Annotated in this window: 12 protein-coding genes and 1 other RNA gene; 4 read left to right on the top strand and 9 right to left on the bottom strand. The window is 73.6% G+C overall.

Annotated elements, in window-relative coordinates; genetic code table 11:
* Window positions 1-42: 42 nt before the first annotated feature.
* The gene (locus ACQP1P_RS39885) at window positions 43-1,449 is read right to left on the bottom strand and encodes an RNB domain-containing ribonuclease (RefSeq protein WP_433079335.1); all 1,407 of its coding nucleotides are present in this window, start codon (window positions 1,447-1,449) and stop codon (window positions 43-45) included.
* A gap of 376 nt (window positions 1,450-1,825) precedes the next feature.
* Between ACQP1P_RS39885 and ACQP1P_RS39890 the strand changes: the two genes are divergently transcribed.
* Both ACQP1P_RS39890 and aroA read left to right on the top strand, forming a co-directional pair.
* Window positions 1,826-4,045, top strand: coding sequence for a hypothetical protein (locus ACQP1P_RS39890; RefSeq protein WP_433079337.1), 2,220 nt, complete (start codon window positions 1,826-1,828; stop codon window positions 4,043-4,045).
* Between the two features lie 779 nt (window positions 4,046-4,824).
* Window positions 4,825-6,102: a 3-phosphoshikimate 1-carboxyvinyltransferase gene (gene aroA, locus ACQP1P_RS39895; RefSeq protein WP_433079339.1), complete on the top strand. Its 1,278-nt coding sequence runs from the start codon at window positions 4,825-4,827 to the stop codon at window positions 6,100-6,102.
* Between the two features lie 156 nt (window positions 6,103-6,258).
* Here the strand turns inward: aroA and ACQP1P_RS39900 are convergent, their stop codons facing one another.
* The 3 genes from ACQP1P_RS39900 to rnpB all read right to left on the bottom strand — a co-directional run bounded on the left by ACQP1P_RS39900 (window position 6,259) and on the right by rnpB (window position 7,862).
* A complete protein-coding gene (locus ACQP1P_RS39900) occupies window positions 6,259-6,531 on the bottom strand; it encodes an excalibur calcium-binding domain-containing protein (RefSeq protein ID WP_433079341.1) in 273 nt (90 codons plus the stop codon).
* Window positions 6,532-6,570: 39 nt separating this feature from the next.
* On the bottom strand, window positions 6,571-7,224 hold the full coding sequence (locus ACQP1P_RS39905) for a fascin domain-containing protein (RefSeq protein WP_433079343.1): 654 nt from the start codon (window positions 7,222-7,224) through the stop codon (window positions 6,571-6,573).
* A 244-nt stretch (window positions 7,225-7,468) separates the two neighbouring features.
* An RNA gene (gene rnpB, locus ACQP1P_RS39910) (RNase P RNA component class A) lies at window positions 7,469-7,862 on the bottom strand.
* A gap of 29 nt (window positions 7,863-7,891) precedes the next feature.
* On the opposite strand from rnpB, the gene ACQP1P_RS39915 reads away from it, so the two are divergent.
* Window positions 7,892-8,650 carry a sulfite exporter TauE/SafE family protein gene (locus tag ACQP1P_RS39915; protein ID WP_433079345.1) on the top strand — a complete coding sequence of 253 codons (759 nt, stop codon included), beginning with the start codon at window positions 7,892-7,894 and terminating at the stop codon, window positions 8,648-8,650.
* Here ACQP1P_RS39915 and ACQP1P_RS39920 read toward each other — a convergent pair.
* The 5 genes from ACQP1P_RS39920 to ACQP1P_RS39940 are packed head-to-tail and all read right to left on the bottom strand — an operon-like array spanning window position 8,647 to window position 13,109.
* Window positions 8,647-9,702, bottom strand: a complete 1,056-nt coding sequence (locus ACQP1P_RS39920; protein ID WP_433079347.1) for a histidine phosphatase family protein — start codon at window positions 9,700-9,702, stop codon at window positions 8,647-8,649. The genes ACQP1P_RS39915 and ACQP1P_RS39920 overlap by 4 nt on opposite strands.
* Window positions 9,703-9,706: 4 nt before the next feature.
* Window positions 9,707-10,447, bottom strand: a complete 741-nt coding sequence (locus ACQP1P_RS39925; RefSeq protein ID WP_433079349.1) for a zinc ribbon domain-containing protein — start codon at window positions 10,445-10,447, stop codon at window positions 9,707-9,709.
* Window positions 10,444-11,250, bottom strand: a complete 807-nt coding sequence (locus ACQP1P_RS39930; protein ID WP_433079351.1) for a Nif3-like dinuclear metal center hexameric protein — start codon at window positions 11,248-11,250, stop codon at window positions 10,444-10,446. Before ACQP1P_RS39930 ends, ACQP1P_RS39925 begins: the two co-directional genes overlap by 4 nt.
* Before the next feature lie 9 nt (window positions 11,251-11,259).
* Window positions 11,260-11,835, bottom strand: a complete 576-nt coding sequence (locus ACQP1P_RS39935; protein WP_433079353.1) for a flavoprotein — start codon at window positions 11,833-11,835, stop codon at window positions 11,260-11,262.
* A 41-nt stretch (window positions 11,836-11,876) separates the two neighbouring features.
* Window positions 11,877-13,109, bottom strand: coding sequence for a helix-turn-helix domain-containing protein (locus ACQP1P_RS39940; protein ID WP_433079355.1), 1,233 nt, complete (start codon window positions 13,107-13,109; stop codon window positions 11,877-11,879).
* A gap of 193 nt (window positions 13,110-13,302) precedes the next feature.
* On the opposite strand from ACQP1P_RS39940, the gene ACQP1P_RS39945 reads away from it, so the two are divergent.
* Window positions 13,303-13,914, top strand: a complete 612-nt coding sequence (locus ACQP1P_RS39945; RefSeq protein WP_433079357.1) for a bifunctional DNA primase/polymerase — start codon at window positions 13,303-13,305, stop codon at window positions 13,912-13,914.
* The last annotated feature ends 562 nt before the right edge of the window (window positions 13,915-14,476 follow it).

Consider the following 14,476-nt stretch of genomic DNA (forward strand, 5'->3'; position numbering starts at 1 on the left):
TTTCCCCCGACGGAGCCCCGCCGAGGCCCGTGCGCACCTTTGTCACACCTCGTGGAACGTCACCTTGCGCCTGGCCGGGTCCGCCTCCGTGAGCCGCACCGCGATCCGCTCCCCCAGCGGCAGCGCGTCGCCCTCGCAGCGCGCCCGCACCGGGGGCTCGTCGATCGCGATGTCGGCCCGGTGCTTGGCCCGGTCCACGTCGAGCACCGCGGCCTCGAACGTCTCCCCCACCCGCCCCTGCAGCAGCGTCGCCTCCACCAGGTCGACCGCCCCGCGCTCGGCCGCGCCCGCGACCCGGTCGGTCCGCGTCATGACCTCCGGCAGCTTCGGCAGCGCCTCCCGCGCCCACGAGGGGACCGCTGCGCCCGCGTGCAGCGCGAGGCACACCTCGGTGACGTACCGGTCGGCCAGGCGCCGCAGCGGGGCCGTCACGTGGGCGTACGGCGCGGCCACGGCGGCGTGCAGCGGCTGCTGCGGCGGCCCGCCGTCGAACGGCGTGTAGCCGGCGCCGCGCATCATCTCGGCGGCCTGGTCGAGCAGCGCCGCCGCCCTCGGCTGAGCGGGGTCCAGGGTCGCGATCATCTGCCCCGGGGTCGCGCCGTCCGGCCACGCTACGTCCAGGGCCTTCGCCGCCAGCCGCAGCGCCTCGACGGTCTCCGGCGGCGCGGGCGGCATGGTCCGCAGCAGCCCGACGCCGCCGTCGAGCATGATCCGCGCCGCCGACACCCCCGTGAGCAGCGAGATCTGCGCGTTGTACTCCTCCACCGCGACCGGCGCCCGCAGCGTCAGCCGCCACCCGTCCCCGTCGGGCTCGATCTCCTGCTCGGGCATCGGCAGGTTCACGGCCCCGCGCTCCAGCCCCCGGGCCACGAGCAGCTTGCCGATCTCGGGCAGCAGCGCGATCGACGGGTGCGGCCGGCCCGCGTCCGCGTCGCGCTGCACCGACTCGTAGTCGAGCTTGGCCCGGCTGCGCACCCGCGCCCGCCGCACGTCGACCCCGACGGCGTTGCCCTCGCCGTCCACGTCGATCGCCCAGAGCACCGCCGGGCGCACCTGGTCCGGCAGGAGGCTCGCCGCGCCCTCGCTCAGCACCGGCGGGTGCAGCGGCACCTTGCCGTCGGGCAGGTACACGGTCTGCCCCCGCTGCCACGTGTCGTGCTCCAGGGCGCCGCCGGGCTCGACGAACGCCGCGACGTCCGCGATCGCGTAGTAGACGCGGTAGCCGCCGTCGCGCCGCTGGATGAGCAGCGCCTGGTCGAGGTCCTTGGACGTGGGCGGGTCGATGGTGACGAACTCGAGATCGGTCCGGTCGGGCCGGTCCTCGAACGTCTTGCGCGCGGCGGCCTCGGCCTCCTGCTGCGCGGGCGCGGAGAACGCGTCGGGCAGCTCGAGCTCGTGGCGCAGCGCACTGAAGTCGATGCGGGGTGCGAAGGTTCGGCGGACGGTCACGAGGTCAGTCTTACCAGCAACGGTCACCCCGGAAATCACGCGAACGGCCGGTCCCGGATCGAGGCGCGCATCGGTCCGGGGGCCCGGCGGGCGTTTTGTGCTCCGGCCGATCCATCCGCCGCCGCTGCCGCCGCCAGGCGTGAGGCCGGTGCTCGGGTTCCCCGGCCGTCGGAGGGCAGGGAGCCGCGACCGAGGCAGCCGCGCGGGCTTTGGCAAGGACGGCGGCGGGTTCGCACGAACCGCCGGGCGGGCCCGGGAACGCGAACGGCCGGCGCGCTCGTCGGCGCACCGGCCGGACTGGCTCGGAACGAGGACGGCCGGTTCTCGCCGCGGAGGCTCGAACCGGCCGTTCTGCGGGACTTACGGACGAGCCAGGGTGGCCCAGTCCTCGGCCGTCATACTCGCGGCCTCTTCCGGGTTGTTGCCGTTCTCGCGGCCCGGGATCGACTCCGACGCGGCGGTCTCCTCGGCCGGGGCCGTCTCCGCCGCCAGGCCGCCCTCGGCGGCCGCGGCCGGCTGGGTCGCCGGCTCGGCCGGGGTGGTCGTCGCGGCGGCCGTCGTCGTCTCCGGGGCCGTGGTCGCGGCGGCCTTCTTGGCCGGGGCCTTGCGCGGGGCGGCGGTCTTCTTGGCCGCCGTCGACTTGGCCGCCGTCGAAGGGGCCGCCGTCGACTTGGCGGCGGTCGCCTTGGCCGCGGTCGTCTTCGCGGCCGTGGCCTTGGTGCCCGTCGTCTTCGTCGCGGCGGTCTTGGCCGGGGTCGCCTTCGCGGTGGCCTTGGTCGCCGCCGGCTTCGTGGCGGCGGCCTTCGTGGCCTTCGCCGTCGTCGCCGTCGTCGCCTTGGTCGCCGCCGACTTCGCCGGGGTCGTCTTCGCCGCGGACTTGGCCGGGGTGGCCTTCGCCGTGGTCGACTTCGCCGCGGTGGACTTCGCCGCCGTCGACTTGGCGGGGGTCGCCTTGGTCGCGGTCGACTTGGCCGGGGCCGCCTTCGCCGCCGTCGTCTTCTTGGCCGCCGTGGACTTCGCGGCGGTCGTCGACTTGGCGGCCGCCTTGGTCGCCGTCGACTTCGCGGCGGTCGACTTGGTGGCGGCCTTCGCCGGGGCCGTCTTCTTCGCGGCCGTCGCGGACTTGGCGGCGGTGGCCTTGGTCGCGGTCGTCTTCGCGGCCTTGGCCGGGGCCGCCTTCGACGCCGCGGTCTTCTTCGCCGCCGTCGACTTGGCCGCCGTCGACTTGGCCGCCGTCGCCTTCGTCGCGGTCGACTTGGCCGGGGCCGCCTTCGCCGTCGTCTTCTTCGCCGCCGTGGACTTCGCGGCGGTCGTCGACTTGGCGGCGGTGGACTTGGCCGCCGTGGACTTCGCGGCGGTCGTCGACTTGGCGGCGGTGGACTTGGCCGCCGTCGTCTTCGCGGCCTTGGCCGGGGCCGCCTTCGACGCCGCGGTCTTCTTCGCCGCCGTCGACTTGGCCGCGGTGGCCTTCGTCGCGGTGGCCTTCGTCGCCGCCGACTTGGCCGGGGCCGCCTTCGCCGCCGTCGTCTTCTTCGCCGCCGCCGTCTTGGTGGCGGCCTTCGCCGGGGTGGCCTTGGCGGTGGCCGTCTTCTTCGCCGCCGTCGACTTGGACGCGGTGGCCTTCGTCGCGGTGGCCTTCGTCGCCGCCGACTTGGCCGGGGCCGCCTTCGCCGCCGTCGTCTTCTTCGCGGCCGTGGACTTCGCGGCCGTGGTGGACTTGGCGGCGGTCGCGGACTTCGCGGCCGTCTTAGCAGGGGTCGCCTTCGCCGTGGTCGTCTTCTTCGCGGCCGCCGTCGACTTGGTCGCCGCGGCGGTCTTCTTCGCCGCCGGGGCCGACTTCGCCGCCGGGGCCGCGGTCTTGGCCGCCGCGGTCTTGCGGGCGGCCGGGGTCGCCGGCTTCGCGGCCGCGGTGGACTTCGCCGCCGGGGTCGCCGTCTTGGCCGCCGCGGTCTTGCGGGCCGCGGGGGTCGCCGGCTTCGCGGCCGCGGTGGACTTCGCCGCCGGGGTCGCCGTCTTGGCCGCCGTGGTCTTGCGGGCCGCGGGGGTCGCCGTGCCCGACGCCGCCGTCTTGCGGGCGGCCGGGGTCGCCGGCTTCGCCGCGGTCGTCTTGCCGGCGGCCGGGGTGGCCGGCTTCGCCGCCGTGGTCTTCGCGGCGGCGGGCGTGGTGCTCGTCTTGCTCGCCGTGGAGCGGGTCGCACGCGGCTTGGCGGCGGTCGTCGCCGTTCCCGTCGCGGCGGACGGCGTCACGGCCGCGGTCGTGGCACGGCGGGGGGAGCCGGCCGCGACCGTCTTGCGGGCCCTGGCGGGGGCCTGCTCGGTCGTCGCGGGGGCCGAGGCCGCCGCGGTCGTCGCGGCCGCGCGCGCTGCGGCCGATCTGGTGGTGGCCTTCTTAGCTGCGGCCATCGTGGTCCTCCTGGAGGAGTTCTCCCGCGTCCTGCGGGATGTTCGCGGTTGGGTTGTGCGGGTGGTCGGGTGTTTCGGGGAGCCGGCTGTCCGGGCGGTTCGCGGTCGCCACGGGCTCCGGCGCTTTGCTAGTGCTTGCCTTCCCACCGTTCGTCTTCGGCGTCCCACGCCTCGTTGCGTTCATGGACTGTAGCGAGGGCCTGTTCCGCTGCCGCCGCCGAGTCGTACGGTCCGAGGCGATCCCTTCCCGGGCACATGTTGTCCTCGGACTCGACCCGTTGGTGAGAAAGGCACCAGTAGTACCGCTCAGCACCGCTGCTGCTCATGACATCACTGTGCACCGCAAATGAAACATGCGCCACCGAAACCGGCAAATAGCTTGTTGAGATTCCACAGTAGACGCAACCGCCTGACAAGGGTCCGGGTCGTGCCGGTGCGGCCGGGCGCAGTCGCGGTGCGGATCCGAATGCGGGCGAAATGCGTTGCCGGGCAAGGAATCCGCGATCATGACGGGGTTCCGGAATCCCAGGAGATTGTGGGAGTTACACCGGCTTCGTGTGGCAACTCTCACCCGCGGGTGAGCCGAACGGAGGAAACACATTCGAGTCGGAAGGTCGACCCGGCGATCCTCGTTCGGAGGCGAACGAGGGCGGTGCCGGGGGCCGCGGCGGGGATCGTCCACCGTGGACGGGTGCCGCCACTCGCCGGGCCGGAGGCGGCGTCTTGCGGGCGTCGGCGCGACCCCCCGGAAACGTCGGCGCGACCCGCCGGAAACGTCGGCGCGACCCCCGGAAACGGCGGGCGCCGCGGGCGAGCCGGCGCCGGGTGCGATCGGTGCGGTGGCGCCGGCCGCCCGGCCCGGCAACGGACGCGGCGCGACGGGGCCGCGAAGCCCGGCGGATGGCGGGCGCGGCGAGGGCCGGGGCGGGGTGCCGGGTCAGCGCCGCGAGCCCGCTGCGGGACAATCGAAGCGTGAGCCTCCATGCCGATGACCTGCCGGACGTCCTCGCCGTCACGCCGTTGACCGCGCCGCCCGACGTCGCCCTGCGCCCGCCCGGCTCGAAGAGCATCACCAACCGCGCGCTCATCTGCGCCGCCCTCGCGCCGGGGCGCAGCACGCTGACGGGGATGCTCTTCGCGAACGACACCCACGCGATGCTCGGCGCCGTGCAGGCGCTGGGCGCGACCGTCGCCGTCGACGAGGCCGCGAAGACGGTGCTCGTCGACGGCATCGACCCGCGCTCCGCGACCGGCGAGGTCCGCATCGACGCGCGCCAGTCGGGCACCACCGGGCGCTTCATCCTGCCCGCCGCGGCGCTGCGTCCGGCGCGCGGCGTCGTCGACGGCGACCCGCAGTTGCGGGCGCGCCCGTTCGGCCCGCTCGTGGACGCGCTGCGCGAACTCGGGGCGCACATCGAGGACCTGGGGCGGCCCGGATACCTGCCCGTCGCCGCGACCGGTCCGGTGGCCGGCGGGAAGGTGGCGCTGCCGGGGCACATCTCCAGCCAGTACCTCTCCGGACTGCTGATGGCCGGGCCCCTGATGGCCGACGGGCTCACCGTGGAGCTCACCTCGCCGCTGGTCTCCGTGCCCTACGTCGAGTCGACCACCGCCGTCATGGCCGCGTTCGGCGTGACGGTGGAGGGTCTCACGGTGCGGCCGGGGGCGTACCGGCCCGCCGACTACGCCATCGAGCCCGACGCCAGCGCCGCGTCCTACCTGCTCGCCGCGGCCGCGATCACCGGCGGCCGGGTGAGCGTCGAGGGCCTCGGCACCGGCAGCCTCCAGGGCGACGTGCGCTTCGCGGACCTGCTGGAGCGGATGGGCGCGCGGGTCGAGCGGACCGCCGGGCGCATCACGGTCACGGGCACCGGCGAGCTGCACGGCATCGAGGTCGACATGGCCGACATCTCCGACACCGCGCAGACCCTCGCGGCCGTGGCCGCGTTCGCGGACTCCCCCACCGTCGTCACCGGCATCGACTTCATCCGGCGCAAGGAGACCGACCGGATCGCGGCCATCGTGACCGAGCTGCGCCGCGCCGGGCTCGACGCGACCGAGGACGCCGACGGGTTCACGGTGCGGCCGGGGGCGATCGCGCCGACGGATTTCGAGACGTACGACGACCATCGCATGGCGATGAGCCTGGCGCTGCTCGGGCTGCGGGTGCCGGGCATCCGCATCAAGCACCCGCGGTGCGTCTCCAAGACCTACCCGACGTACTTCGAGGACCTCGCCCGCCTCGGGTGAGGCCGCGGCCCACGCCGGGCCGTCGACGAGCGGTGCTCGACGGCCCGGCCCGGGTTCGACCGACCGCGGACCTGGCAGAGAGGCCCGCCAGGGCCGAACGGTGCCTGGCGGGAGCGACGGTCCGCACCACCGCGGACCCGAGCCATGGCGCTGCTCTCAGCGTCGTTCGCAGGCGATCCCGTCCGCGTCGGCGTCGAGGCGCTTGTTGGCGGTGTAGGCGGCCGGGTTCACGGTGAAGTTCGTGACGGGCCTGGTCCTGCCCTTCACCCGGTCCGTGGCGCCGGCGCGGGCGACGCCGTGCGCGAAGTCGTGCTGGAGGGCGGCGCAGTTGACGTACCGCTTCGGCGACGCCGCGTACGCCTGCGACGACGGCAGCGCCGCCGCGGCCCCCAGCAGCAGGACCATCAGCACCTTCGGGCTCGTCCTCATGCGGTTGTCGTCGGCGGCGCGGGGCCGCAGCTGAGGGTTCTACAGCGGGTCGAACCAGAGCGCCTCCCAGCTGCCCGGAGCGGCGCCCGTCGCCTTCATCTCCTCGTAGTACTGGCCGGTGTAGTCGAGGCGGCAGGTGAAGTACGTGCCGCGCTGGGCGTTGCGCAGGTAGTACTTGCCCGCGTCGGTCCACACGTCGAACATCTCCCAGACGTCGGCCCACTCGCCGCGGCCGCGCAGCATGCCGAAGTTCTTGCCGGTGTACCCGTACTCCGCCGTCACCAGGTACCCCGACGGCGCCTGCAGGAACACCGTGTGCCCGCCGTCGTCGGAGCAGATCTTGAAGATCTCCCACGTGCCGGTCGACCCGGGCGCGGTGCGCGCGCGGAGCATGTTGTGGCTCGCGCCGCCGAATCCCTGCTCCTCCGCGATGTACCGGTTCGCGGCCAGGTTGAGGATTTTGTAGTCCCGGCAGCTGGCCAGCCCCGGCACGCTCACGCCCTCGAAACCGAGCTGCTGCTCGCCGTCGCGGGTCAGCGGGGTCGCGCCCGTCATGTCGATGTGCCCGGGGGCGAGCCCGGGCGGCGGACCGGCGCTGCCGCGGGCGCTCGGGTGCCCGGCGTCGCCGTCGCCCTCGCCGGCCCGGGCGAGCGCGATGGGGGTCACGACCAGAGCCGCGACCGCGGTGGCCACCAACACGACAATGCTTTTGCGCCGCACCGGGCACTCCGTTCACGCCGACGGCCGCTTCGTCCGGCCGTACCGCGGAAATGCTCGGCCACCCCATCGAAAGGGGTCAAGGAGCCAAAGCCGATCTTAAAGTTCCTTTCAGCGCCCTTTCCGCGTCCTCACGCTGCGCATCCGGAAACGGTGTTCTGCGCAGTGAAAACCGATGAAAACGGGCTGAAACATGCAGTGGCCCGGGCACGGAAGGCGACGGACGAGTCGACCTGTACGCCGGGTTCTGTCCCCGCCTCGCGGCAGGGGGCGGCCATCCATCTCGGCCTGCCGTCGCCGGCAGGCTCCAGCGGTCCACCCGCAGGCTCGGGCGGGCCGCCCTCGAACGCCTGCGCAGGCCGGGCCCGTGGGCGCCGGCCCTTTTGACCTTGCTCCGGGTGGGGTTTACCTAGCCGCCCCGGTCACCCGGGGCGCTGGTGGGCTCTTACCCCACCGTTTCACCCTTACCCGGCTCGTCCGAGCCGGGCGGTCTGCTCTCTGTGGCACTGTCCCGCGGGTCGCCCCGGGTTGCCGTTAACAACCACCCTGCCCTGTGGAGCCCGGACGTTCCTCGGCGATGCCAGCGGCATCGACGCGGCCGCCCGGTCGACTCGTCCGTCGTGCTGACTATGGTAGTCAGACCATGGAACCGGCCGACATCGCCTTGCTCGCCGTCGCCGGGCTGGCGGCCGGGACGGTCAACGCGATCGCGGGCGGCGGGTCGCTCATCACGTTCCCGGCGCTGATCGCCACCGGGCTCCCGCCCGTCGCCGCCAATGTGACGAACACCACATCCGTGTTCCCGGGGTACGTCTCCTCCGTCTACGGCAGCCGCGCGGACCTCCCCCGCGCGCGGGTGCCGCGGCTCGTGCCGACGGCGGTGGCCGGGGCCGCGCTCGGGTGCGCGCTGCTGCTGCTCACCCCGGCCGCGGCGTTCGACTACGTGGTGCCGTTCCTGGTGCTCGGGGCGGCGGCCGTCCTCGCGCTGCAGGACCGGCTGCGGCGGCTCGTCGGGCACCCGCGGGAGCTGTCCGGGCGCCACCGGGCGCTCGGCCTGCACGCGATGGTGTTCCTCGGGTCCGTGTACGGCGGGTACTTCGGCGCCGCCCTCGGCGTCATGCTCGTCGCGGCCCTCGGGCTGGTGCTCGACGAGCCGATGGCCCGCGTGAGCGCGCTCAAGAACGTCATCTCGGCCGTCGGCGGGCTCGTCGGGGTGCTCGCGTTCGGGCTGTTCGGGCCGGTCGACTGGGCCGACGTGGCCGTGGTCGCGCCGGCCGCGCTCGTCGGGGGCTACGCCGGCGCCCGGCTCGCCCGGAGGCTGCCGAGCGCCGTGCTCAAGGCGCTCATCGTCGTGTTCGGCACCGTGGTCGGGTGCGTGCTGCTGTATCGCGCCTTCTTCTAGGACAGGTGCGCGGTCTCGTTCACCGAGCGCACCGCGACCCCGCCGTCGGGCCAGGAGTCCAGCAGGGAGACGCCGGCCGGGTCGAGGTACAGCCGGAACAGGAACGAGTCGCTCGCGGCCAGCGCGTCGCGCAGCATCAGCTTGATCGGGGTCACGTGGCTCACGACCGCGATCTGCCGGCCGTCGAAGCGGTCCTGCAGGCTGCGCACCGCCCGCCGCACACGCATGGCGACCTGCTGGAACGACTCGCCCCCGGGCGGCGGGACGGCGGTGGAGGCGAGCCAGCGCTCCTGCTCGGCCGCGTAGCGCTCGTGGACCTCGGCGTAGGTGAGGCCCTCCCACTCGCCGAAGTCGCACTCGATGAGGTCGTCCTCGACGATCAGCGGCACGTCGCCGAGCGCGGCCGCCGTCTCCAGGCAGCGCTGCAGCGGCGAGGAGATGACCGCGGCCAGGTCCGGCGCCAGCTCCCGGGCCCGGGCCGCGGCGCGGGCGGCCTGCTCGTGGCCGAGGTCGGAGAGCGGGACGTCGCCGCGGCCCGAGTACCGCTTCTGCGCCGTGTAGGGGGTCTCGCCGTGCCGGATGACCACCATGCGCAGCGGGGAGCCGGTCGCGGGCGGCGACCACGAGCGGCGGGCCGGCTCGGTGACCTCCTTGACCTCGCCGTCCATCGCGGCGTTGGCCAGGCGGTCGGCGTCCTTGTTGCGCTCGCGGGGGATCCAGCCGTACCGCACCAGCGCGAAGCCCTGCGCGATGCCGCGCGCCTCCTCGGCCAGGGGGCGCAGGCCCGGATGCTTGATCTGCCAGCGCCCGGCCATCTGCTCGATGACGAGCTTGGAGTCCATGCGCACGTCGACCTCGTCGGCGCCCAGCTCGCGGGCGGCCTTCAGCCCCGCGATGAGGCCGCTGTACTCCGCGACGTTGTTCGTCGTCACCCCGAGCGCCCCGAGCCGCTCGGCGAGCACCGCGCCGCGTTCGTCGCGCACGACCGCGCCGTAGCCGGCCGGCCCCGGGTTGCCGCGCGATCCCCCGTCCGCCTCGACGGTCACCCGCATGCGGCTACAGCCCCGACTCGGCGGTGCGCACCAGGATGCGCCGGCACTCCTCGCACCGCACGACCTCGTCGGGCGGGGCGGCCTTGACGCGGGCCTTGTCGCCGCCGGAGAGCTCGATGCGGCAGCCCTCGCAGCGGCCGTGGCGCAGCATCGCCGCGCCGATCCCGCCGCTGGACTCGCGGATCTTGTCGTAGAGCCCGACCAGGTCGGCGGGCAGGTCGGCGGCGAGGGGGCGCCGCCCGGACCGGCGGAACTCCTCGTCCTTGGCGATCGCGGCGAGGGCCTCGTCGCGGCGCTGCTCGGCCGCGGCGCGGGTGGCCCGGGCCGCCTCCAGCCGGCCGACGATCTCGTCGAGGGCGCCCTGCGCGGTCTCGCGCTGCTCCATGAGCTCCAGCTCGGCGTCCTCGAGCTCGGACTGGCGCCGGTTCAGGGTGGCGATCTCGTGCTGCAGGGCCTCCAGCTCGCGCGACGGGCCGGTGCCGGCGTCGAGGCGGGACTGGTCCTTGTCCTTGCGCGAGCGGACCTGCTCCACGTCCTTCTCGAGCCGCTCGATGTCGCGGTCGAGGTCGTCGACGGCCACCTGGGCGCGGACCCGCTGATCCTCCAAGGTGGACAGCTCGCGGGCCAGCGAGTCGAGCTCGGCGTGCTCGGGCAGGGCCTTGCGCTTGTGCGCGAGCTGGGTCAGCGCGATGTCGATCGCCTGGAGATCGAGCAGGCGGCGCTGGTCTTCCGGATCGGCCTTCACGAGTCGTCTTCCTCCAACAGCACCCAGGGTGAGGTGTCCACATCGGACACGATGGTCTGCACGCCGGCCTCCGCGCGCAGGAACGCCGCGACGTCGTCCAGCCACGGGCGCTCGGACGCCCAGTGGGTGACGTCGACGAGGGCCGGCCCGCCGTTCGCGAGGTGCTCCTGCGCCGGGTGGTGGCGCAGATCCGCGGTCAAGTATGCGTCAACGCCGGCGCGGGTGGCGTCGGCCAGGAACGCGTCGCCCGCCCCGCCGGACACCGCGACCGTCTCGACCAGGGCGTGCGGGTCGCCGGCCGCCCGTACCGCAGCCGCCGCTGCCGGCAGTTGCGCCGCCGCGTGCCGGGCGAACCGCGCCAGGGTCATCGGCTCGGGGAGCCGGCCGATGCGCCCGTGACCGCGTTCGGGCGCCCGGGGATCCGGGCGCAGCGGGTGTACGTCCAGCAGCCCGAGCCTCGCCGCCAGCGCATCGGACACCCCCGGGTTCGCGACGTCGCCGTTCGTGTGGGCGGTGAACAGCGCGATGCCCTCGCGGATCATCCGGTGCACGATACGGCCCTTGTACGTCGTCGGCGCCAGGCTCGACACGCCACGCAGCAGCAGCGGGTGATGGGTGAAGACGAACTGCGCACCGGCCCGCGTGGCCTCCTCGACGACGGCGGGGTCGCAGTCGACGGCGAGCAGCACGCGGGTCACGGTCGCGTCCGGCTCGCCCAGGACGAACCCGACCCGGTCCCAGTCCTCGGCCCACTCCGGCGGGTAGCGCTGCTCGAGCAGCTTCACGAGTTCGGCGACAAGCACGGCGTAACGTTAGTCCACCGGCTCGCCCCCCGTGATGCGCTGGGCCTGCACGGACGGGTGCGCCTCCAGCGCGTCCAGCGGCAGGCGCCACGGGAAGTCGGTGCGCGTCTCGCCGATGCCGGGCTGGTGCAGCTCGAGCACGTCGTCGCCGTAGAGCACGGTGACGCCCCAGGAGCGCAGCCGCTCGATCGACTCGCCGAAGGCGGGGTGGGCGGCCATGGCGCGGTTGGTGTACGGCACCGCGACGATCGGCAGCCCGAGCCCGAGCCCCTCGACGACGAGGCCGAGCGCGAGCGTGTCGGCGATGCCGGCGGCCCACTTGTTGACGGTGTTGACGGTCGCGGGCGCCACGATCATCGCCTCGGCCGCGGGCAGGATGTCGGGGTCACCGGGGTACTTGTAGCGGTGCCGCACGGGGTGGCCGGTCTGCTTGACCAGGCCGGGGATGTCGATCCACTTGAGGGCGTCCGGCGTGGCCACCACGCAGACGTCCCAGCCACGCTCCTGGGCGAGCGAGACCAGATTGCCAACGCCGGCGGTGGCGGGCGAGCCACACACGACGGCGTACAAAACGGGTCGTGACATGCGGGCATTCTGCCTTGCGGCGAGCCCGTTCAGACCACTTTTCAGACCCCTACGCTCATGTGCTCCGCGAGCTCGGCCACCGGGGCCGACGGGGCACCCCTGGTGCGGCGCAGGACGTCGCTGAGCACCTCGCGGGCCAGCGGGCGGCAGCGGATCTCCGACGGCGCCAGCCGGTCGCCCTCCAGCAGCATCTCGCTGGCCATGTCGATGTCGCCGATGAGCGCCTGGGCGCGGGCCTGGTCGAGGAAGTGGTGGGCGCGCCGCTCGGGCAGCAGGGCGTTGAACCCGTCCGGATCGAGCGTCTGGTGTACCTCCACCGCCACCCGGCCCTCGCCGAGCTCGACGGCGGCGGCGGCCCGGTGCAGCTTCACGTTCGTCGGGCCGAAGGACGTCCAGTAGTAGTTGGCGTCGCCGTCCATGCCGCGGGCGGCCTCCTCGGCGCCGGCCAGCAGGTCGCGCACGGTCGCGCTGTCGCCGATGCGCGCGGCCGCCATCGCGCCCTGCAGCAGCAGCTGGCCGTAGACCGACAGCCGCTCCGGGCTCGTGTCGTTGCCGGCGAAGCCGGGGGCGAGCCGGTTGGCGATGTTGACGTTGATCTCCAGGGCGGGGCGGGCCCGGCCGAGGGAGAGCAGCGCGCAGGCGACCCGGGTGGTGGCGGTGCCGGCCAGCAGCTGGTCGCCGGCGCGCTGGGACACGGCGATCGAACGGTCGGCGGCGAGCCAGGACAGCTCGTGCTCGCCGAGCTTGCGCAGGGCGCTCGAGGCGATCTGGTACACCTGCCCGAGCAGGTGGGCGGCCTCCTCGCCCTGGTTGCCCTCGCTGTAGGCGGTGTCGGCGGCCTGGGCCTCGCGCAGGAGCCTCGGGAGGGTGCGGGCGAGCATGCCGTACTTCGCGTGCTGGTACGACAGCCAGGCGTGGGTGACCGCCTTGCGCATCTCGGGCAGCGGCGGGGGCTCCGGCGGCGCGTAGAAGAAGGCGCTGATCTGGTCGTAGCGCTCCAGGGCGGCCCGGATCTCCTCGACCTCGATCTGGTCGACGCAGTTGATGCTGTCCGGGCGGCGCTCGGGGTCCCGGCCCAGCAGGATCTGCACGTCCAGCTGCAGGACGTCGGCGATCTCGTAGACGACGGAGAACTTGTCGAGCCGGCGCACGCCGCGCTCGACCTTGTCCACCCAGCTCTTGGACTTGCCCAGCCGGTCGGCGAAGACCTGCTGTGACATCTTGCGCCGGTTCCGCCAGTAGGCCACCCGACGGCCGATGGGCAACTCATCCACGTCGCTCACCTCCGGAGGTCACCCGGCCGAGAGAAATCGCACGATTTGTGCGGTCCGTACCGGCCGTTCGCTCATACGTTCCGATGTGCAAGTTGCAACCCCCGTCGCAGAGAAAAACGACGCACAACGCGTCCGGTAACGCGACGTGGTTTTGTGCGCACTTTCGAGTGATCTCGCCTGGCAGGAGAGGGTCATGATCTTCTGGGAACACCCGCGGCTCCGGAAGGCCGCGACCCGCTACGCCGAGCACGGCTGGCCCGTGCGACCGGGCGCCTACCTGGTCGGACGGCACGCCGGGCGGCACCTGCGGGAGCGCCGCTTCGACTGCGGCCGCCCGGGCTGCCCCACGGTCGGCTGCCACCCGGCGCCGCATCCGCTCACCCTGGACCCGTCGGCGGTGCGGTCGCTGTGGCGCGAGCACCCGTACACGGTGCTGCTGCCGACCGGCTACGCCTTCGACGTGCTGGAGGTGCCCGGCGCCCTGGGCCGCGCCGCCCTGCTGGGCGACGGCTTCGTGGCCGCCCGCGGCCCGGTCGCGGTGGCGCCCGGGGATCGCTGGATGTTCCTGGTGCTGCCCGGGCACGGGGTGCTGCCGGAGCTCGCGTCGCATGCCGGGGTGGTCCTGCACGGGCAGGGGTCGTGGATTCCGGCCCCGCCGAGTCCGCAGTTCGGGGGGCGGGTCCGGTGGGAGCTGACGCCGGAGGCGCACCATTGGCGGCCGGCCGAGCCCTATGCCGTGCAGGCCCTCATGCTGGACGCGATGGGCGCGGGCCCAAGGCGCGCCATGTGGCGGGCGGCCGCCTGATCCGGCCGCGCCGTGCGTATGCTCGACGCGCAGGCGCGCACCGTGACGGGGCGTGCCCGCCTGCGGCGCGACTGTGCGTGACTGCGTCGAGTTCGTCAAGACCGGCTCTCTCACGGAAATGTTCACGTGCAGAATTCATGCCGGTGCCCAACGTAGCGTCACTGTGACCTCACGGTCGACCCTCGTAATCCGAACGTAGTACTCAAGGACGCTGAGGGTACCTACTCAAAGCCTGGCGTTGATCTACTTGATTGATCAACATCGACCCGACGGGTGGGTGGGATCGGTCCGTTGCGGGTCTTGACAATCGACGTTCTGCGGGTGGGTTGGCACGGAAGGGCCAGGTAGTCCGGCTCGTCGCATCGTTGTCGCCCTACGTGATGACAGTGCGCACGAGCGGGTGCGGCGACTACTCAACCGCGGGTGGGCTTTCGCGTTCGCGGCTACTGCCACCTGCCGTCGCCGTTACCTCGATTCGGACTTTTGCGCTTTTATCGTGATTCGCCGAATCGTTCGGATCGTGCACTCGCTCCGGTTCCTGCCGCTTCGACCTCGGGTTCGG

Source organism: Dactylosporangium sp. CA-052675 (genome assembly GCF_050947935.1).
Taxonomy (GTDB): Bacteria; Actinomycetota; Actinomycetes; order Mycobacteriales; family Micromonosporaceae; genus Dactylosporangium.